The 21,063-nt window shown below is 45.1% G+C and carries 14 protein-coding genes and 1 pseudogene; 6 read left to right on the top strand and 9 right to left on the bottom strand.

Going from position 1 to position 21,063, the window contains the following annotated elements; all coding sequences use genetic code 11:
• Positions 1-153 precede the first annotated feature (153 nt).
• Entirely contained in the window at positions 154-1,014 is an 861-nt protein-coding gene (locus IEX62_RS10875) for a carbohydrate ABC transporter permease (RefSeq protein WP_373289121.1), read from the bottom strand.
• Between the two features lie 209 nt (positions 1,015-1,223).
• Here IEX62_RS10875 and IEX62_RS10870 point away from each other — a divergent pair, with 209 nt between their 5' ends.
• The 3 genes from IEX62_RS10870 to IEX62_RS10860 all read left to right on the top strand — a co-directional run bounded on the left by IEX62_RS10870 (position 1,224) and on the right by IEX62_RS10860 (position 3,917).
• Positions 1,224-1,790 (top strand): GbsR/MarR family transcriptional regulator, encoded by a 567-nt coding sequence (locus IEX62_RS10870; protein ID WP_188775520.1) that lies wholly within the window; start codon positions 1,224-1,226, stop codon positions 1,788-1,790.
• Positions 1,791-2,048: 258 nt separating this feature from the next.
• On the top strand, positions 2,049-3,023 hold the full coding sequence (locus tag IEX62_RS10865) for an aldo/keto reductase family protein (protein WP_188775628.1): 975 nt from the start codon (positions 2,049-2,051) through the stop codon (positions 3,021-3,023).
• Between the two features lie 357 nt (positions 3,024-3,380).
• Positions 3,381-3,917, top strand: a complete 537-nt coding sequence (locus IEX62_RS10860) for an O-acetyl-ADP-ribose deacetylase (protein WP_229685735.1) — start codon at positions 3,381-3,383, stop codon at positions 3,915-3,917.
• A 250-nt stretch (positions 3,918-4,167) separates the two neighbouring features.
• On the opposite strand, the gene IEX62_RS10855 is transcribed toward IEX62_RS10860, so the two are convergent.
• From IEX62_RS10855 to IEX62_RS10840, 4 genes are all read right to left on the bottom strand, one after another.
• A complete protein-coding gene (locus IEX62_RS10855) occupies positions 4,168-5,460 on the bottom strand; it encodes a galactokinase (protein ID WP_188775518.1) in 1,293 nt (430 codons plus the stop codon).
• Between the two features lie 697 nt (positions 5,461-6,157).
• Positions 6,158-8,398: a bifunctional alpha,alpha-trehalose-phosphate synthase (UDP-forming)/trehalose-phosphatase gene (locus IEX62_RS10850; protein WP_188775517.1), complete on the bottom strand. Its 2,241-nt coding sequence runs from the start codon at positions 8,396-8,398 to the stop codon at positions 6,158-6,160.
• A 431-nt stretch (positions 8,399-8,829) separates the two neighbouring features.
• Positions 8,830-11,031 carry a methyl-accepting chemotaxis protein gene (locus IEX62_RS10845; RefSeq protein WP_188775516.1) on the bottom strand — a complete coding sequence of 734 codons (2,202 nt, stop codon included), beginning with the start codon at positions 11,029-11,031 and terminating at the stop codon, positions 8,830-8,832.
• Between the two features lie 374 nt (positions 11,032-11,405).
• Positions 11,406-12,119 carry a YceI family protein gene (locus IEX62_RS10840; protein ID WP_308422641.1) on the bottom strand — a complete coding sequence of 238 codons (714 nt, stop codon included), beginning with the start codon at positions 12,117-12,119 and terminating at the stop codon, positions 11,406-11,408.
• A gap of 386 nt (positions 12,120-12,505) precedes the next feature.
• On the opposite strand from IEX62_RS10840, the gene IEX62_RS10835 reads away from it, so the two are divergent.
• Both IEX62_RS10835 and IEX62_RS10830 read left to right on the top strand, forming a co-directional pair.
• A complete protein-coding gene (locus IEX62_RS10835; RefSeq protein WP_188775515.1) occupies positions 12,506-13,189 on the top strand; it encodes a response regulator transcription factor in 684 nt (227 codons plus the stop codon).
• Positions 13,174-14,574, top strand: coding sequence for a sensor histidine kinase (locus tag IEX62_RS10830; RefSeq protein ID WP_229685715.1), 1,401 nt, complete (start codon positions 13,174-13,176; stop codon positions 14,572-14,574). Before IEX62_RS10835 ends, IEX62_RS10830 begins: the two co-directional genes overlap by 16 nt.
• A gap of 293 nt (positions 14,575-14,867) precedes the next feature.
• Here the strand turns inward: IEX62_RS10830 and IEX62_RS10825 are convergent.
• The 3 genes and pseudogenes from IEX62_RS10825 to IEX62_RS10815 all read right to left on the bottom strand — a co-directional run.
• Positions 14,868-14,987: pseudogene (locus tag IEX62_RS10825) on the bottom strand (excalibur calcium-binding domain-containing protein); the annotation flags it as partial.
• Between the two features lie 853 nt (positions 14,988-15,840).
• A complete protein-coding gene (locus IEX62_RS10820) occupies positions 15,841-16,305 on the bottom strand; it encodes a hypothetical protein (protein ID WP_188775514.1) in 465 nt (154 codons plus the stop codon).
• A 12-nt stretch (positions 16,306-16,317) separates the two neighbouring features.
• Entirely contained in the window at positions 16,318-18,243 is a 1,926-nt protein-coding gene (locus tag IEX62_RS10815) for a primary-amine oxidase (RefSeq protein WP_188775513.1), read from the bottom strand.
• A 269-nt stretch (positions 18,244-18,512) separates the two neighbouring features.
• On the opposite strand from IEX62_RS10815, the gene IEX62_RS10810 reads away from it, so the two are divergent.
• A complete protein-coding gene (locus IEX62_RS10810) occupies positions 18,513-20,003 on the top strand; it encodes an APC family permease (RefSeq protein WP_188775512.1) in 1,491 nt (496 codons plus the stop codon).
• A 155-nt stretch (positions 20,004-20,158) separates the two neighbouring features.
• On the opposite strand, the gene IEX62_RS10805 is transcribed toward IEX62_RS10810, so the two are convergent.
• Positions 20,159-20,986 carry an AraC family transcriptional regulator gene (locus IEX62_RS10805; RefSeq protein ID WP_188775511.1) on the bottom strand — a complete coding sequence of 276 codons (828 nt, stop codon included), beginning with the start codon at positions 20,984-20,986 and terminating at the stop codon, positions 20,159-20,161.
• Between the last annotated feature and the right edge of the window lie 77 nt (positions 20,987-21,063).

The following is a 21,063-nucleotide window of genomic DNA, read 5'->3' as shown; positions in this document are numbered from 1 at the left end:
CGACTATCCAGCTGTTGCCTTGCAGACAGCATGCCCTTTCCACGGCTTCCACCTGTCATCGATGTAGGCTGTCCCTGTACGGAGCTAGACATCACCGGAGTCTCCTGCATACCGCTTTGCTGTGAGGACAGCTTGTTATTCATTGTACTCATCTTAATAATGCACCATCTTTCTGCCAAGCCAGAATGAACCCGCGGACAGCACCACACACAGGAGGATCAGCAGTACAGCAACCGCTGACGCTTGCCCGACATCAAATGCTTCAAAGGCTGCCTGATAATACATGTACAGCAGTGTACGTGTCGAACCTGCCGGGCCACCCTGCGTCATCACATTGATCTGGTCATAGGCTTGAAGCGATTGAATCGTTAAAATAACGGCTAGGAAAAAGGTCGTTGGTGAGATCAGCGGAATCGTAATATGACGGAACTTACTCCATGCGCCTGCTCCATCAATCGAGGCTGCTTCCAGCAGATCGCTAGGTAAATTCCGCAGTGCTACCAGATAAAAGATCATCGCCCAACCAATCGATTTCCATAGGGTGACGATCAGCACAGCCACAAGTGCCCATTGTGAATCCTGTAGCCAGCCAATACCGGTAATGCCAACCAGCTTGAGCAGGTAATTGGCATAGCCGACGTCCGGCTGGAAAATCCATGACCAAACGATCGATACAGCGACAGTCGGCGTGATCCAAGGTGAGAAGATCAATGCGCGATAGATGCTCGACCCGCGTAGCTTGCTATTGAGCAATAGCGCGAGCAGCAAGCCACCGATCATAATCGGAATGACACTCCCAATGCCGAATAGCAGTGTCACACGTAGTGCCTGATAGAAGTCAGGATTGCCGAGCAGATACGTATAGTTGCCCCAGCCGACAAATTCCTTTTCCGGGCTCATAAAATCCCAATCGGTAAAGCTCAAATAAAATATGTAGACGAGTGGCCCAAGCCAGAACAGCAACAGCGGAATGACCGCTGGCAGGGTAAATGCTAACGCCTCGCCCTCCCGCATCCATCTCAATTTCACTTCGTTCACTCCTGTGTTCAAATTTAATTGAATAGTTTGATTTGTAGCAGCACTAATGTTCATTTCGTCCTTCTGTACAAAAATTATTGTACACTCGTTTGTGGAACTTTGAGTCAAAACAGTGTTAAACTATCGGTGAATCATGTAAATTTTGCGTTGAATTTCTGACATATTCAGATCATATACGAGGTGTTATGGTGGAAAAGGAAAAAAATGTACCTAATCTTGGACTGGATCAGCAGCAGCTTCGTGCAGAAGTCATTGACGCGATTGCACGGACGATGGATTTGTACGGCGTGAATCATTCATTTGGCGAATTGTATGGCGTGATGTACTTTGAGGATCGACCGATGACGCTTGAGGAAATGAAGGATAGCATGAACATGAGCAAAAGTAATATGAGCTATGCAGTTCGTTCGCTTGTTCAATCTCGTATGATCACCAAGCTGGACGATAAGCGTGATCGGCGCGATCAATATCAAGCCGAAACCGATTATTTTAAAACCTTTCAAAATTTCTTCGGCAGTCGCTTGCAGCGTGAGATTGATGTGATGACTTCCAGTCTGGAGCAGGTGATTCCGCAATTGTCAGCGATCATTCTGGCACAGGATACTACGGCTGAGACACGGGAAAGCTGTCTGCGTGATCTGCATAAGCTTCAGCATGCACAGCAATATTATGTATGGCTACAGCACTTTGTCGATCAATTACAGGCGGGCGCGTATTTCCAAATGGAGCCGGAAGCAGATGATCACGTATAGCATATTTACTTTAGTATGGAGCGATGCCATAAAATACCATAATACTAGAAACTCCCCTTCTAGTATGGCAGCTATCTAATATTCCTTCATATGAACGAAATAGGCTAAAATGACTTGATCGCCTTCTGGAGCTCCGTATAGATAACCCATTCAAACCTGTAGTAGTTGACGAATGGAACATTTTGGCGGATGATGGCTAAGGCGGTTCCTATCCAGTGAACTGCCCTATCCATCTACATAATAGGAGTGTGAATATTGATGAAATACCGCAATCTAGGCAATACCGGTCTAAAAGTTAGTGAAATTTCACTCGGTAGCTGGCTGACCTATGGAACAGCCGCAGAGCAACAGGCAGCCGATCTATGTATTCGTACTGCATTTGAAACAGGTATTAATTTCTTCGATACCGCAAACGCTTACAATCGTGGTGAGGGTGAGAAAGCGATTGGAGCAGCGCTTGCTAGCTATGAACGTTCCAGCTATGTGCTGAGTACAAAGGTATTTTTCCCGATGGGCGATGGCCCGAATGATCGTGGTCTATCACGCAAGCATATTATGGAGCAATGCGAAGCGAGCCTGAAACGCCTGGGTACGGATTATATCGATATTTACTTCTGCCATCGCTTTGATGCAGAGACGCCAACGGAGGAAACGCTTCGTGCACTCGATGATCTAACCGCACAGGGTAAAATTCTGTATGCTGCGGTAAGCGAATGGTCGGCAGCACAGATTACGGAGGCGGCTGCGATTGGTGAACGCTTACGTCTGCGTCCACTCGCTGCTAATCAACCGATCTACAATCTATTTGAGCGCTATATCGAACAGGAGGTATTGCCCGTATCACAGCAATATGGACTCGGTCAGGTGGTCTTCTCTCCACTCGCTCAAGGCGTATTAACCGGGAAATACAAGCCGGGACAGGCGCCAGCATCAGATACACGCGCAGCTAATGATTCGGTGAATCAGGTGATTCGCAGCTATTTCCGTGATGATGTACTGGGAGTAGTCGCTGAGTTGAACGATCTGGCAGCAAGTATGGATCTGACATTATCCCAGCTCGCCCTAGCATGGGTACTGCGTCAACCGGGAGTTAGCTCAGCGATTATTGGTGCGAGCAAGCCACAGCAGATACATGAAAATGTAGAAGCGGTAAATGTAAACTTGAGCGAAGCAACGCTGGGACAGATTGATGGAATCATGGAGAAAATTAGTGATTTTGCGCCGATGCGTTAAGAGTTGGTGCGCACTCATGAGAATTGAGAATTAGTACATCGTGATGAGAGTTAGTGCATCCTGAGGCGTATTGATTGTAAGAGTGATTACAATAGGCTGGCTGTGAATTATTGCGATGGTTGGTTATAGATCGGATTAGATGATGCGTGTCTGGAGCTTGATTGTTTTTGAATAGTTGCATAAGGGCAGTTGATATAAAATTGTTTGCTGAAGACGTACACAACTTCAACAAAATAAATAACAAAATTCGATACTACACAGGAATCCTGATATGAAATGGGTATAGTTGTTATGATATACATCTATCCTTTACTTCTATAAAAAGGAGTGTCAGTCATGAAGATTGTGATCTATGGTATCGAGATTGAAGCGGTGCAAGCAGATATTACGCGCGAGCAGGTGGATGCTATTGTTAATGCTGCCAACTCAAGTCTATTGGGCGGAGGCGGTGTCGATGGAGCAATTCATCGTGCAGGCGGTTCGGCGATTTTGGAAGATTGTTATCGGATTCGTGAGCGTCAGGGTGGGTGCCGTACTGGCGAGGCGGTTATTACTACCGCAGGTCATTTGCCAGCACAGCATGTAATTCATACGGTGGGGCCAGTGTGGAACGGTGGCAATCAGCAGGAACCGGATTTGCTAAGGAGCTGTTATGTACATTGTCTGCAACTAGCAGATAAGCATGGATTGAAAAGTATTTCGTTTCCGAATATTAGTACAGGGATTTACGGCTATCCTAAGCCAGAGGCTGCGGCAATTGCTCTGGATGTAGTTCGACAATACGCAGAAGCAGGTCATGGTTCGCTGAAGCTTATTCGGTTTGTTTGCTTTGATCGGGATAATCTGACATTGTATGAGCAGCAATTGGAGCGTATACAGCTAGCAGGGGCATAAGTGTTTTGCTAGTGTTTTGCTAGTGTTTTGCTAGTGCTTGGCTAGTGTTTTGCTAGTATGCTCCTGTAGCTTGTACGAAGGCTTGTATGATTTTTTTGAGAAAGATAATAGCGATGTAAAAAGAACTTCTACCTGAGCGAGGTTGGTATTATTCCCTCGAGGTAGAAGTTCTTTTTGTTACCTTTTGACAGTATTTAGAGTATTAGTAGCGCTTATTATGAAGCCAATCCATCATGTACTCCTTTACTTTTTACAGCAGATCACTCAGGCAAAATGCACCATGCTCACGAATACGGACACGGAATACAGATGTACCCAGTGTGTCGGCTACGAGTTGCTCGTAAGCTGCGGCATGCTGATTTGGCACAGCTGCCAGGATGACGCCTGCGAAGCCGCCACCGTGCAAACGACATGCGCCGTCGCCAATGCTTTGTAGGAATACTTCGGTGATTGCCAGCGCTACAGCTACGCTCTGATCATGATGATCGGAATCGCGGTAGCAGTTTTGCAGCCATTTCCACGATGAGTTACCCGAAGCGGTCAACAAACCAAGGAAGCTGTTCATATCATCTGCACGCAGTGCGGCTACCTGCTGATCGACGCGATCATTTTCTTGCAGGAAGTGCATCGCACGCAATACGGCACGATCGCCTGCTTGCTCGCGCAATGCTGGTAGGTTCGCATAGATCTGCTCCAGTGTAATATCACGACATACCTCGCTGCCCAGCTGCTTCGCAACTGCAAACATTTCATTCGGTACGCTTGCATAATCTTCGGTCAGATCGGCGTGGTTACCGCCTGTGCTTACGATTAACAGAGAATAGCCTTTAGCATAGAAATCGTATGATACCGCTTCGATCTCTGGCTGCTGTGGATCAGCAAAATCGATAGCTACCAGACCACCATAGGCACAGGACATTTGATCCAGCAATCCAGATGGCTTGTTCCAGTAACGATTTTCAGCGAAACGTCCAATTTTAGAGATCGTTACGGCATCCAGCTTACCTTCATTATAGAACGTATTCAAAATCGAACCGATGAGCATTTCAAAGGATGCAGATGAGCTAAGTCCTGATGCGGACAATACATTGGTGCTAATGTAAGCATGGAAGCCGCCAGCACTATAACCCTGCTCGCGCAAGCCAGCTACAATTCCCTTTACAAGAAGCACTGTAGCGTTTTCATTTTCGCCAGCAGACAGATTGTCCAGCTGTACGCGGAACTCGCCTTCATAGCCTTCTGAGAAAAATACGATCTCTGATGCCTCTACCGGGGAAGCGGCTGCAATCGTATCCAGATGAATACTACCTGCGAGCACTTTACCACGGTTGTGGTCGGTATGGTTACCACCAATCTCTACACGTCCAGATGCGCTGAACAGCTGTACTTCCGGTTCGCTGAAATGCTGACCGAACTGCGAGATCAATTGCTCATAGCGAGCAGTTTGCTCGGCTAACTCTTCGGTTCCGTACAAGCGCTCCAAAAGCTGCTGTACCTCGGTACGCTGCAAATAATCTGTTGCCTGTGTTGTTACTATACTCATCGTTATTCCTCCTGGCAGCGTCTATGTATACGCTTTATTCGATAATAGGCTGTATTTCTTCATTCTATCATACCTGTAAGTAGCATGATTAGAAAAGGGTAAAATGCTAACATTTTGGGTGGGATGTGAAGGTTTGATGATAATACGGTTTTGAGATGTATATGGATGCTGGGAGGTACACCACTGCGAAAAGGAATAAGGGGACGGACTCGGGTGGAGCCGCGGGAATCTACTGGATGAGGAATAAATGTAGATTCCCGCCCCTCCAAAGTCGTCCTTTCCCCTTATTTCCTTTTCTCCGTTCCGTTTGGGTTGCATCTATAGAAATCAAAACCTTTTATCATTAGTTTAGGGGTAGCAATGGATAGATATCGGCTTTTCACGAAGATCTTCACGAGAATCGGATTATTTACTTTGCAATAAGTTATATGGCTGCATCAAATACCTCATTATTTCGGATGCTTGATTAACAGTAAAAGGATGATTAGTGCTATAAGAACTTTGATAAATGTACATCTTAGAAACAAATAAAAAAGCAGCTCATATGGCGTGGATAACCATATGAGCTGCTTTGGGTGTAATACAAAATGCGATTTACTTATTCGAGCGTACCTATACCTGTGCACGCATAACACGCATACGATGTGCTCTTTATTTTACTGTAATAACACGAAACATCCATGTGATTCTGTTGTGATTACTTGCCTGCTTCTGCCTCTTTTGCCTCTTTTGCTTCTCCAACTTCCTTACGGCTCAGTTCGATGAAGCGTTTGAGCAGCTGGCGGATGTTGCGGAAGGATTTTAGGCGGTAGTTGGCGTTGGTGTTGCCTGCGCCTACTTTAATAGAGAATGCGTCGTCTGGAAGCTCGATGAACAGGTCTTCGTCGGTGTGGTCGTCGCCGACGCCGAAAATGAAGTCGAAGTCCTTCGTTTGCAGCATCTGGTGGGCACCGTGGCCTTTGTTCATACGTGTGTCTTTAATTTCCAGAACTTTATTCCCTTCCAGAATACCGAGGCTCATCGATTGGGTGATGGAAATGAGTGCTTCGCGCAGCTCATTACGCTTTTGGATACCAATCTCTGGCTCGCATTGTCTGTAATGCCATGCGAGAGAGTATTCTTTTTCCTCGATCAGGGAGCCTGGTGTGCGGTCGGTGTACATTTCCAGTACATGACGTACGGAATCTTTCCAATCGTTATCTACACTCATCGTCATCTTCCACTCGCCCTGTGGCTGACGCAGCCATAAGCCGTGCGATGCGATAATGTACAGATCGAGGTCGCCGAGCCAGTTTTCCATCACATCACGGTCGCGACCGGTAATAATAACGACTGTGTTGTGTGGGTCAGCACATAGCTCGCTCAAGATGCTGCGCAGCTCTTCATCTGGGCGCGCTTGATCCGGTGTTGGCTTGAAGCCGACCAGCGTTCCATCATAGTCAAGGAACAGGACACGGTCTTTCCCCTTCATATAGGCGGTTTCCACCATAGAAGGCTCGGATTTGATATCGACCAGATCCTTTGTTTCTACATGTGATTCTGCTGTATTTTTCAGAGCTTCGAGGAATTCGTCTGCCCAGAATTTCACATTGTAACGTGAGATACGGCGGTGCAGCATTTTGTTACGCTCGATTTTCTCATGATCTGGCATATCGAGTGCGGTTTTGATACCGGCTGCGATAGCGCCATAGTCATTCGCATTGACGATGACTGCCTCGCCCAGCTCACTTGCAGCGCCTGCGGTTTCACTCATAACAAGCATCCCTTTATAGTCGCTACGTGCAGCAATGTATTCTTTAGCAACGAGGTTCATCCCGTCGCGTAGTGGGGTAACGAGCAGCACATCGCTGTTACGGTAAAAGGCGATCAGGTCTTCCTGACTGAATGTACGGAAGAAGAACCAGACCGGCATCCAGCTTACTGTACCGAATTGTCCGTTTACAGCGCTGACCAGACCTTCAATCTCGCTTTTGAGTTCATCGTACGCTTCAACACCGACACGAGATGGCGCAACGATCAGGTTCAGACGCACCTTTTCACGGTACTCTGGATATTTTTGCAGGAATTGCTTGAACGCTTTGATTCGTTCTGGCAAGCCCTTGGTATAATCGAGACGGTCAACGGAAATGATATTTTGTACAGTGCGCGTGCTTTCGATAAAGTCTCGTGCCTCGCTGGACAGATTATCTGTTCCAGACGACTTGGCAAAGAAGTCGTAGTCGATCCCCATCGGGAACGCTTCGACCTGAACACTGTACGTTTCATAATTGATTTTGTACAGATTATGCTCCTTGCCGAGCAAGCGACGTACACTGCTCAGGAAGTGACGCACATAATCATACGTATGGAAGCCGATCAGATTGGCACCGAGCAATCCACGCAGGATCTCTTCACGCCAGATCAGCAGGCGATAGATTTCGAAGGAAGGAAACGGAATATGCAGGAAAAATCCAATTTGCGTATCTGGATACTTTTCACGAATCATTTGCGGTAGTAGCATCAGCTGATAATCGTGAATCCAGATCGTATCGTTCGGTTCAATGATCGGATCGATCGAATCGAAGAACTTCTGATTTACTCGCTTATAGGCTTCCCATGTCTCACTATTGTACTCAGCAATGTTTGTAAAATAGTGGAACAGCGGCCAGATCGTTTCATTACAAAAGCCTTCATAATACTGCTCAATCTCTTCCTCAGACAAAAAGATCGGCAGACAGTTATATTGTTCACGCAATTCACTATCGATCGTCTGCATATCCTGTTCATTCAGGTCATCACTGGAAACGCCTGGCCAACCTGCCCAGATCGTGTCACCTTGCTCGTGATAGCTTTTTAATCCTGTTGCGAGACCGCCGATACTTTTACTGTATTGAAGATCGGACTCATGTTTTTTTACGGTAACAGGCAATCGATTGGATACGAAAATAATTTTACTCATGGAATCCCCTCTCCTATGGTATGTACGCAGAGCTGGAATTAATCGTTCATTGGATAGAGCAGATCGCATAGACCGTTCAAACGTTTGCTTGAACGCTCCACATCCGAGCCAGCATATAACTCCATTCGCTACGACTAACCCATTTGCGCACATGCCCTAATTAAAGTATAAGTATAGTTTTTTGAATGAAATGATCATGTAGACCAGCCTGATTTTGATACAACCGGTGCTTTGCTTGGTCATACGCAATTACCCGGTTTCGAGCTTTTCGACACATATTCGAGGTGTAGCTTTTGTAGTGACAGGCTTATAAACGCTGTAGTAGCAGGGTTTTTTCGTCTAATGAGCCAGCAACGAGTTCGCGCATAGGAGAATATGTATAACTCATAAAAAAAGTAACGAACCCTTATAAGAGTTCGTTACTTTTTTGCTTACACAGTCCGGCTTAAATGAAATTGACCTACAAGCTGTTGCAGAAATAGAGTAATCGCTTCTACATCATGTGAAGACTGTTGAACTTTTAACATGTCTTGTAGCAGCTTTTGCATCTCGCTTTCTACCTCGGCAGAGGTAGCACGATTTTGCTGGCTAATCACTGCGATATTTTCAATTAGCTCTACAACCTGATCTACAACTTGGCTACGCTCCGGTTCCTCTGCGGCAGCTTTTCTTAGCAGCTCTGAGGCTGCATGCACGAGTGCAGTTCCATCTGTAAGCACCTGATCTCCTACCTTAATCTGTTTAGAAGCTGTACTCGCTGTAGCTGATATATGCTTTAAAATCTGATGAATCTCCTCAGTGGAGCGGCGCGACATATCAGCAAGTTTACGAATTTCATCCGCTACAACAGCAAAGCCTCGTCCATGCTCTCCCACACGAGCAGCTTCAATAGAAGCATTCAGTGCCAGCAAATTTGTTTGAGCAGAAATCTCATCAATTACTGTCAATGTATGATAGATATCATCCAGCGTACTCATAAATGATAAAATCGTCTCATTTGTATCAGACACACTTGCAGAAATTTCTATCATCGTATCATGAATACGATCAACTTCTTGCGTAGCTACATGAAGCTGCTCATGAGATGCTTGCTCTAAATGTTGCAAGGTTAGACGCATATGATCAGACGCCTGCTTCGCCTGTGCAAGGTCTTCTAGCTGCTTACGAATCGCTTTAATCATTGATTCCAGCTTCAGATTTACACGCTCCGTCGTTTGTTGTGTCGTATCGGTAGAAGTTTGCATCGTATACTGATTTTCCATCACATCTGTTGTTGCTCGTTGGACATGAAGCATAATACTTTCCAGTGAATCGATCATATTATTAATCCACTTGGCAAGTTCTCCGGACTCATCCTGTGCAAAGCTTCCTAGATCAAGGCGTTGCGTTAGATCCCCTTTACCTTCGGCATTAATACGAATAAATTCAGCAAGTCGCTTAAAGTCATTGTGGACACGCTGGTATTCCTGTCGGTTAAGCTGCCCTATCACAACATAGCCAAACAGCAATTGAAATGCGCCGAACGCTAATGTAAGCCCAAAATTACCTGTGAGAATATATAACAGTATCATAGCCATAATAGCAAAGAGTACCGTGTAGATGCTCTGAAGCTTGATCTGGCGCCAGCCTATGCCCCGAATGCGGTACACTTCTTCTAAATCTGCTTCACACATCATTCCCCAGCGATCAGGACAATGAGGCAGCTGAAACGTTATACCTTTTCCAATCACCGAAATATGACGGTAATCGGAATAACCCGGATAGGCAACAAATAGATTTGAGTCATTTTGAATCGTATTAGCTACGCCGGGGTGCAGCTTCCCTGTACTGGGATCAGTAAACATCAGCTCTAGTTCTGTATGCTTCTGTACAGCAACTGTCCCCCATTCTGTCGTTATGCCAGCCTTCAGATTCTCACCATATGTAAAGGTATGATCTTCAAAGCGACTACGCGAGAGCGCAGTCCCCGGCTTTATCTCAGGCTGCGTATGTGACTGCACCATAAATAGATAATTATCTCCAGAGTCCGGGTAAATATGCCCTGACTCACGCTGAATTAAATCGCCCAGTACATCGCCAGGAATACGACAGCATAGCCATCCAATGTGCTCGCCTTCCTGAACAATAGCTACAATAAACATCAGTGTGATCTCATCATGAAAGGTGGATGAGCGAGCTCCAATCTGTAGGGTAACCGGATCACAATAGGGTCCAAAAAGACATTTAGTTGTAGACAGACTATGAGGTTCATAAAGTAGCCCTACCTTAAAAGGTAACGGAACAGTAGCCACATTGGCGTGAAGCCGAGGCTCATATGTAGAAAAGATTATCTGCTCATTCGTATTCAAAATAAAAAGCTCTGTACTATCCTGCATACGCTTGTAGCCCACTTGAAACAAATCCTTGAGCTTATCGGTAGCATCTGAATCCAAATTCCGAATATCAATCGATCGCATTTGCTGCAACAGACGATCCATATGAGCCCATTGATCATTCGTCCAATCCATCATCAACTGTCTTCTTGTTTCGGCGATTCCTTCAAAAATCCGCTCAACATCTTCCTTGCGACTCGCATTCAACTGATATGACCACCATAGAGGCAATCCTTTTTTCCATCCTAACCAATCAAACATGGTAACCACCTCGCTAATTGGATTTGGCACCTAGACTTTAAACGATGTCGTACTACATAAAGTGATTTCACCTACGAACTAACCAAGTCTAAATGCCTATCAAAAAAACTAATTTATTTAAGAATATATCCGAATTAGTACAAAATAACTATATATATACTCGATAATACGAATAATATATCAAAAAATACAAATATTGTTCGACTTCAATTTATTTTGTATTTAATACAGTACGTATAGGGGTATAGGGACAGGTGTTCAAATCGTATAGTTGATTCTAATAACGTAAAATAGCTAAAGCCAACAATCATGATTATTGTTGGCTTTAGCTTTATTTGTATTATCTGTGTGTTTACAAAAGGAAATGCTAACCTTTAAGCCTTCTTATCCAGCACCAGCTCCAGCTGTACATTAATATCATTTTGCGTGCTCAATACAACAGAGTGTGGATTTTTCATACCAAAGTCAGCGAAGGTCACTTTAGTTGTACCTGACAATAATACCTGGCCATCCTGGTATACGCCTTTCATATCAAACGTTACTTCCTTCTCTTTGCCTTTTACCGTCAATGTACCTGTCATTTTAAAATCATTGGTTGCGCCGGATACCCATTCTTTTGGTACATTTTCAAATGAAGTTGCTTTAAACGTTGCGTTCGGGAACTGCGCTACGTCGAAGAAATCTGCACTTTTAACGTGCTCATCACGCTGAGCTGTACCGGAGTCGATCGCGCTCATGTCGATCTGTCCTTCACTTGTCATTTTGGAAGGATCGTCTACGTTCACATTCCAGCTACCACTTACTTTGTTATCTACAAAGTTAACGGTTTCCTGGGAGGTTGTAACCGAGAAATATACTTTGGACTTGTCGTTGATCGCCCAGTTTCCGTTCAGCTCGCTTCCCGTTGCACTCTGTGCAGACGTTGCGGCACCTGTGCTTTCAGCAGCCGCAGTTTGTGCGGGTACGACGCTCTCGATCGCTACCTTGTTACCAAGATAGCTCTTCATAAATGTATAACCCCCAATACCTACAATTGCAATGACAACCACACCTGCAATCAACCAATTTCGCGTTTTTTTGTTCATCATCCATATCTCCTTTTCGTTCTCTCTTTTAGTGTGTTACTTTCAATGTTTTATGGGCTAAGTATAAAAGCTCAATATGTCGACAATGTGTCCATCCCTCCTATTTGGAAAAAAATTTATAAAACACTATGCTTCATGCTAGATATTGTATATTTTTACATATCTAATCACTGGCTAAGTATAGATCGTCCCACTTGATCCCTATCTATAATTCAGTTGCAACTCGATTTGTTACACATGTACAATAGATGTACTAAGCACCTGATTGTAAGATGACTACTCTTGCTAGCTAATCGTATAGCTATTTTGCATGTCAAACATATCGTCTAATACATTGGTAAATACTGCGCGGATTCGGTGCATTCTACACACAAGGAGTTATTGTTGTTATGAAATTGATTTTAATTGTAGAGGATGAGCCGAGCATTGCTCGTGTATTATCCGCTTATTTAAAAAAAGCAGGCTTTGAAGTCATCCATGCTTCGGATGGACTCCAGGCACTGGAGCTCTTTCGCGAGCGAGAGCCTGCGCTGGTGCTGCTGGATGTGATGCTGCCCGGGCTGGACGGCTGGGAAGTGCTACAGCTCATTCGTGAGCATCATTCCTGCCCGGTCATTATGCTGACTGCACGCGATGGCATTACGGATCGACTGCATGGTCTGGATAGCGGCGCAGATGATTATATGACCAAGCCATTTATGCCAGAGGAGGTCGTTGCCCGTGTTCATGCCGTACTACGGCGACGTCCGTTTTTACAGGATCGCAGCAGTAAGCGACACTTCGGCAATCTCGTGATCGATGATGCAGCCAAATGTGTCTATCTCAACGGTGCTGAGGTCGGACTCAGTCCACGCGATCTATCCTTATTGCTATTTCTATCTGAATATCCGAATCGAACCTTTACCCGTGATCATCTGATCGAGCAGGTATGGGGAATGGATTATGAGGGCAGTGATCGCGCAGTAGACCTATCGGTCAAACGACTGCGTCAATCGTTATCGCACTGGTCTTCTGATGCAGGCGAGATTCGCACTTTACGAGGAATGGGGTATCAATTTTGGATCAACGAGTAAAATCTCCACGTACTGTATCCTTGCTCTCCTACTGGACAGTGCGCTATTTCATTATTTTATGTCTCGGCTTTGTCGTAATTGCCATCGCAGCAATCTACTGGGCACGTGATACGACGATGGATAGTCGGATTCGTACTGCTGGACTGCTCGGACAGGAGGTTGCCGATCGCGTGACCACCTCTTCCGGTCAGATCAACGTTCCACCGAATCTGGATGCGATTATTCAGAATCGATTGCGGTTCTTCAATATTGATGAAGGTACATGTCTGATCATTACGGATCATACGGGCAAGCTAATGTTCTCACGCCCTGCCATTACGGAGAAGCAGATGTACAACAAGCTTAGCGATGATCTGACCACCGCGCGCGATGCGAATTTTATGGCAATCAATACGCCGATCGATAACAGTAGCAATAAGCAGATCGGTCAGGTGAGCATTTTACAATCGAAAAAATCACTCACCTATAGTCCTAATGAGCTCATGTTCATCTTCATCCTGCTCGCTGTGCTCATTCTGTCCGGCTGGCTTACCTTGTATCTGCTCTCTCGCAAGCTATCGCGTCCCCTTGGTGGTGTCGCCGAAGCTGCTCAGCAGATCTGTGCTGGTAATTACGATGTGAAGCTCAATATTCATACACGGGAAAAAGAAATTCAGGAACTCGTGTCTTCCTTTGAAGAAATGGCTCAGCGGCTCAAGCATCTGGAGGAATGGCGTGCGCTGTCTCTTGCAGGGGTCACGCATGAGCTGAAAACGCCTGTCACCTCGATCAAAGGATTGATGATGGCAGTGCGGGATGATGTCGTTTCTGGCGAGGAAGCTCGTGAGTTTGTCGATATCGCACTCAAGGAATCCGGGCGACTGGAGCGTATGGTATCCGATCTACTCGATTATAATGCACTAACGGCGGGTAGTGTGGAGGTGCGGCGTGACCGACTTGATCTGCGCTTGCTTATTCGCGAGGTTGCTTATCAATGGCAGCTCACCCATGAGATAAATGAGCTGAATATCGAGCTGAATCTGCCGGAGGAGCCGATGTATACAATGGGCGATTCACTACGTATTCAGCAGATCATCGTCAATCTGCTCAATAATGGACTGCAAGCATCTGATCAGTCACAGCCGATCCATTTCTCGATTACGATGTATGCAGAGGATGGTATGCTGCATGTGGAGGTTAGCGATAATGGATCAGGAGTAACACCAGAGGATCAATCCCATATTTTCGAGCGCTTCTATCGCGGGGAAAAGAAAAAGCGCAATGTGCGTGGTCTGGGTCTAGGTCTGACCTACAGCCAGCTACTTGCTCGTGCACAGGGCGGCGATCTATCATTACGACGTAGTTCACCAGCTGGCAGTACCTTTGCACTGCAATTGCCGCGATAAATGTATGACTTCAACGACAATCAAAAAGCTCCAGCAGAAGGAATCATTCCTCGCTGCTGGAGCTTTTATTTTGGTACACTATTTTCTTCTTGTATTGTCATTCATCTAGCTTTTTTTATGAAAATACGTAGTTATTGTTTATGATTGTCATTGTCGTAGCGCGATGATCGATATCTGCTGTTCGTCGGATGCTAGTGTAGATTACTCTAGTGTAGATTGCTATAGCAATCGTACATCTGGCATTTATGCAGACCCTTGCACTAGCGTCGTACACTCATCCAACCTCATTACACTTACTCGCAGGCTATCCCGTCCTTATCACGATCCAGCTTCAAACGATATCCTGGTTCACCTTTATACAATGGAGCCTTGCCCGCTTTGCGTACCGCAGTACAGTTTTTATAATATACCCCTTTTACATTGGTAAAGCCCTGTACCTGCTGTGGCGATTGAGCTTGCGCGGTAGAGGATACAGCGATACCTGTTCCAGCTACCAGTGCTGCGGTAACGATGCCTGCGAACAACTTTTTCATGTGCTTCATGTGTGTTAGCCCCTTTGTTTTTAAATGGTGGTCTAGCAGATGTACTTTTTCTGTTTAGATTAATCAGTTAGTTACTGGTTCGTATGTATCTTATCACATAATTATGTTTTATTTTACCTATTTTTCAAAATAAATTTGTAAATGGACTTCTGTTAAAACGGAGATTAAGTGTATTAAATAAGGAGAATCTACATGGTGAGTAAGTTATGAAGTAACGAGGGTGAATTTTCTTTTCTATTATGAATTTTTCATGTATTGAAATTTTTATTTTATTTATAGTTGTATAGATAGTAAGATATTTTGCTCTGCAAAAATCAATTTTTCATTAAACCCCGTATTAGTAGATTACTAATACTGATGCAGCAAGATATTTCACTTCGCAAAAATCACTTTTTATTGTATCCCGTGTCAGAAGATCGACAACACTGAAATAAATAAAAGCTCCATTTCACCGTATGATTCTCTTCTCAACGGCAAAATAGAGCTTTTATCGTAAGCATTTCAGCTTTTATAGCTTTCAATTTTCCTTCATTGTTACATTTATCGATTCATATTCATTATTTAAAGGTCATATCGTTTCTCTATCAAGGTCATATCATATCTCTATCATTGCTCTCTCTTATGAGTTGCTATTCATAGCTAAACGAGCATGAATAAATGAACGCTCCCCCTACACGATCTTCTACTTTACAGCTCCATCTCAACGCCATTCATTCAGCATATTTCACCCTATCAGCATCGCGATACTATAAACCGCTACAGCAAATGAAATCGTTGAGAATCCAGCGCAAACATAATTCATTTTCGACACCGACTTACTACGTAGAAGCTTCCACCATTGATAGACTGCCTGTGTAATACTCACGATAGAAACAACCCAGATCGCTCCCCATACTATCTCCATCCACGGGATTCCAGTGGCATTGGCATTCTGACTCATATGCTGCATCATGCTATGATCCATCCCACTCATTTCATTCATGGTCATACCACTCAACTCCATACTATACTCACTCATCATCGACATAGAAGATGCCAGTGCAGGCAATACGAGCATATGCACAGCATGTAACAGTACGAGTAGAACAGTAGGAAGTAATGACGAGAATACAGACCCCCATGATGCTCCACGTCCCCGGATAAAAGGAGCTGACCCATGATGTGCTGAGCTCACACTTATTTTCTCCATTCCATACCCTCCTTAATGATGCTGACAGTGACCATGTGATTTGGGTGGAGAAGGTGGAACATCCAGTGCCGGGCTGCGATCGAAGAAGCCGACAGGCTTGAGCATAAAGCTAATATAGGCAGTTGGCATAACCGGCCAATCTTCAGGTCGTGTAATATGATGATGCCCCATGTTATACCAGACGACCACATCAGTATTTTCGATATCGCGGTCTGCTTTTGCCCAGTGCTCCAGACCATCTCCACCTGCATGCTGGTTCGGATAACGCCCCGAAGCATAACGCTCCTCCCGATCAAATGGCGTTACATACAGATGATGCTTCAAAAATCCAGCTCGTTTCATTAATGGGGAATCATCATGCGCATACGGGTATGCATTTTCGCCAGCAAATAGCTTGTAACCAACCGGATCACCCAGCGCATTTCTGGAGCTAGGATTAATGAATTTCCAGTACCGAGCGGTACGTAGATCCAGATCACGAATCGCTTCGGATTCCTTTGTAAAGGTCGTCGTCACAGGATAAAAGCCATTGCTGTACGGATTATCTGGCCCTTTATCCATCGATACTGTGTTGACCTCACATACGGAATTGTTCATACCATCGATCATCAGATCCATACGAATATTAAAAAAGTGCTGATGATGCGCGGCAAATAGCTGCGGTGCCACCAGATTACCATACGGATAACGCGTATCCGGCTGAATCGCTTCGGTATGCAAAATACCGGTTAGCTTCACCTCGAACTGAATCGAGCCATCCTGATAAAAGTACCAGAAGAAACCATACTCATAATTACCAACTGTGGAAATGCTGGATAGTACAAGTCGACGTGAGCGCCGCACCTCCACATGTCCGGTACGCCAGTCAGTATGCTTCCACCCGATACCAAAATCCTCTTCATGCAGACAGATCGCATTATTAATCTGGACGATATTGCCCTGACTATCTGCAAAATGTGCATCAAAATATTGAATCTCACCCAAGCAATCACAGCCCAGCTCCAACGGATTGGCGAGCATCCCAATTCCATACTCCCCGGCATCAAAGGCATTATTGCGATTGACTGGCTCAGTGGGATCACCATATGGCACAACCATTTCGGATAAGGAAGCTCGGTATAGAATCGGACGCTCACGTTCCTGATCTCTATAGCTTACAGTATGCAGTACCAGACCTTCGCGTGAATGAAAGCCAAACCGTACCTTCCACTTTTGCCAGCTAATCTCATGTCCGTTCACGGTAAAGCCAGGGCCCTGCGGCTGAACAATATCCAGTGGACGCACATCATTGCGTAAAGGCCCTACTGCATCCGCTGTATAGTTTCCATCCATCGGTGGTAAAGGGACAATTTCGCGATCAACGATCTTGAGCACCTTCATTTGATTCAGATCGACAAGCGCATACAGTCCAGAGATCGGACGTGCATACAAATTATCAAATTCCGACGTTCGATAATAACTGAGCGCTCGTACAATACGACGTCCTTCCTCCTCTTCATGTCCAAAATGTCCGGCTGACCACGGATCAACCATAATTCGTTCCATATCGGTTAAGCCACGACGCTCCAGTGCCTTAATCATCTCTGGATCACGCTTTACCAGCTCCTGACAGAGCATCATCTCATCCACCATAATAGAAGGCTGCACACCAGGCACATGCACCCATGAGATGACTTTGCCTGTGCTGATCGATACGACCGCTTCATACGTTTGCCCATCCCGGTTGTTAAGTAGCACACAAAAGGCTTCGCGTTCCAGCGGATCACCTGATTGATATTGGAGAACAATTTCCTTTGCGGGCTCATACAGATTAATGCTGGCAAAGCGATAATATTCGTCCAACTCCATCTCACGCTTTAATATGGCAATCGTCTGCTCTAGCTCCGTAGCAGTAAGTGGCTCTAATGGATGCGTAATCGTTTCAATACGAATAGACATTGTTGATGTCCCCTTTCGACATAAGTTATATTTGTTAACCTTTCGTGTTGCTATCATAACGAAATAACGAATAAACTGTATTGTAAAAATAGGATCATTCGCTTTTTTAGAATTTTTATACTTATTAAGTCATATTAGTTGACATATAATCCGCTTTTTACAATGCAATTCGTAACAAACTGTACATAATAACGATAAGACAAGCAATGGAGACAGAACGTTCTACTATATAGCATACGCATGTCTGTACGAATAAAGGGGGAATTGAAATGGACAACGCACAACCGAATATAGCGCCAGTTAAGCAGCAACAGGCTTCACTTATGCCCGATGCACTGGGTGTGCCGGGACTGGTCTTTTTCGTCATCTCAGCTGCTGCACCACTTATGGCGTTAATGGGCACATTGACCTTTTCGATGGGATTAGGCAATGGGCTTGGCTCGCCTGGTATTTATGTGCTTGCTTTGATTTTGTGGTTGTTATTTGCGGTCGGGTATACATCGATGAGTCGCTTTGTACGGAATACAGGTGCTTTTTACGCTTATGTGGCTAATGGGATAGGCAAGATTCCGGGTATTAGCGCAAGCCTACTGGCGATCACTGCGTACTCGGCTTTACTACTGGCACTATATGGACTGGTGGGAAATGCGTTTAACTCCTTGTTTACAGACTTTGGTATTCATTTACCATGGTGGAGCTATTCCATCCTGTGCTGTATGATTGTGGGCATCCTCGGCTATCGTCGAGTCGATGTAGGGGCGAAGTTACTTGGGGTATGTATGATTCTGGAGGTGGTAATTTTATTAATTATCGCTGGTGCTGCTCTGCTAACTCGAACACCGGAAGGCTTTACCGCAGCTCCATTCATGCCAGCCACAATCTTTGGTGGCTCACCAGGCATTGCGATTATGTATTGCATGGGCGCATTTATCGGCTTTGAAGCGACGGTCATTTACGGAGAAGAAGCGAAAAATCCGAATCGGACGATCCCTGTTGCTACCTACACCGCTGTTGCTATTCTCGGCGTGCTATATGCCTTTATTAGCTATAGCGTTATTGTTGGCTGGGGCGCTCAAGGCGTGATGACAAAGGTGAACGCGATTTTGACCGAAGGTCTTGATCCGACCAGTCTATTCACCGATCTAGCCGCAAGTCATCTGGGGGTATGGTCAGTCTGGGTACTACGCTCTTTATTTGTGACGAGTGCCTTTGCTGGACTGATCGCTTATCATAATGTGATTGCTCGTTATTTATTTTCGATGGGACGCTCGGGGGTATTACCAGCCGCTCTGACAAAGCTTCATGCTACGCATCGTTCTCCCTATGTTGCTGGGCTTCTACTGAGTGTGTTATCTGTAGTGTTCATCGGCTTAACGATTGCAGCAGGTTGGGATCCGTTCCTGCAAACCTTTGCTTATCTGTCAGCGATGGCAAGTCTCGGCTTACTCTGTCTGTATACGATCGTTGGCTTCTCTATCATTATATTCTTCCTTCGTACAGATGCAGATCGTAGATGGTGGCATAGCCGTATTGCGCCGTCTTTATCTGCGCTCGGCTTGCTCGGTGCGACAGTGATTACAATTATTAACTTTCCAGCATTGGTCGGAACGAGTCAATCCTCGGTTCCACTATTAATGGAATTCACTCTTGCGCTGGTTGCTGTTGTCGGTGTTGTAGTCGGCATCTGGCTCAAATGGTATCGTCCCTCCACCTATGCGAATGCCGGGCAATCAATGGAAGAAGCAGAACGTATTACCTGAATAGCCATGCATAATGAAGCCCGGATGCTCACTGCGCAAAAGTGAGCATCCGGGCTTTTTTTTAATGTAATACTTATCGTTAGTCATCAAGGTTATCTTGGTCGCCCATGTTATTGATCTACTCTTCCAGTTACTTCCTCATTAGATGAAGTCGTCTAAAACAACTCCATCCCTCTCGCAAGGCGCAATTGACTCAGCTCAGTGCGTAATTGCTGCGGCGACAGATGACTGAACTTTTTGAAATTATTCACAAAATGCGAATGATCATAATACCCCTGCTCATGCACAATATCCAGCAAATCCAGCTCGTCTCGCATAATCATATGCAGAGCATGCTGAAAGCGTACAATCTGCGCAAATAGCTTGGGTGAGAAGCCGACCGTCTCTTCAAACTTTTTCCTCACATAACGAGTCGAATACCCTGTATATTGAGACAAATCATGAATCGCAATACAGCCACGGCTACCCGTAATCTGCTCCAGACAATAATCGACCAGCTCTGGCAATGGCTCACCAAGCAAATGCGGCAATAGCAGCTTATCAAATAAATGCACCCGCTCTTCGAAATGCGCCGCACTACTGATCAGCTCAATCCATTCACTCGATGCAGGTAGTATTTCTCGCAAGCCTACTCGCTGTTCAACCCAATCCTTGAGTGGGATCGCGCCAATTCCATGCCCCGGTAAAAATCGCACTCCAAAATAACGCATACTGGTTTGAAAAGTAAGGATTCGCGGCATGAGTACACTCCCGCAGATTTCTGCCCATTGTCCGGAACCATCGCACGAAAATAATACATCCACACATCCGTCCGGCACCACATGAATATGATCTGTCTGTGCACTGCTGTAAAATTCATAATAAAGCACCGGCTGATTAGATTTCCATGTCACTTTACCTTCCACATAAAATTTGGTTTCCAGCTGAAAGCCAAATTGGATAGGCATCATCTGCAAATGAGAAACGGATGATGTATACATCATTGACACAACCTCCTTTTAACAGCCATTTTGTTGCTTAATATTAGATTTCAATTCATTTTAGGTTATGATATTTATCA

This window comes from Paenibacillus hunanensis (assembly GCF_014645615.1).
Lineage (GTDB): Bacteria > Bacillota > Bacilli > Paenibacillales > Paenibacillaceae > Saccharibacillus > Saccharibacillus hunanensis.
The sequence above is the reverse complement of the archived record's forward strand: the minus strand, read 5'-3'. Positions and strand labels throughout refer to the sequence as shown.

Bases quoted from the DNA above. Each gene is read 5' to 3' on its own strand.
- IEX62_RS10875 (WP_373289121.1), bottom strand. From the start codon at position 1,014: ATGCGGGAGGGCGAGGCGTTAGCATTTACCCTGCCAGCGGTCATTCCG.
- IEX62_RS10870 (WP_188775520.1), top strand. From the start codon at position 1,224: ATGGTGGAAAAGGAAAAAAATGTACCTAATCTTGGACTGGATCAGCAG.
- IEX62_RS10865 (WP_188775628.1), top strand. From the start codon at position 2,049: ATGAAATACCGCAATCTAGGCAATACCGGTCTAAAAGTTAGTGAAATT.
- IEX62_RS10855 (WP_188775518.1), bottom strand. From the start codon at position 5,460: ATGAGTATAGTAACAACACAGGCAACAGATTATTTGCAGCGTACCGAG.
- IEX62_RS10850 (WP_188775517.1), bottom strand. From the start codon at position 8,398: ATGAGTAAAATTATTTTCGTATCCAATCGATTGCCTGTTACCGTAAAA.
- IEX62_RS10845 (WP_188775516.1), bottom strand. From the start codon at position 11,031: ATGTTTGATTGGTTAGGATGGAAAAAAGGATTGCCTCTATGGTGGTCA.
- IEX62_RS10840 (WP_308422641.1), bottom strand. From the start codon at position 12,119: ATGATGAACAAAAAAACGCGAAATTGGTTGATTGCAGGTGTGGTTGTC.
- IEX62_RS10835 (WP_188775515.1), top strand. From the start codon at position 12,506: ATGAAATTGATTTTAATTGTAGAGGATGAGCCGAGCATTGCTCGTGTA.
- IEX62_RS10820 (WP_188775514.1), bottom strand. From the start codon at position 16,305: ATGGAGAAAATAAGTGTGAGCTCAGCACATCATGGGTCAGCTCCTTTT.
- IEX62_RS10815 (WP_188775513.1), bottom strand. From the start codon at position 18,243: ATGTCTATTCGTATTGAAACGATTACGCATCCATTAGAGCCACTTACT.
- IEX62_RS10810 (WP_188775512.1), top strand. From the start codon at position 18,513: ATGGACAACGCACAACCGAATATAGCGCCAGTTAAGCAGCAACAGGCT.
- IEX62_RS10805 (WP_188775511.1), bottom strand. From the start codon at position 20,986: ATGATGTATACATCATCCGTTTCTCATTTGCAGATGATGCCTATCCAA.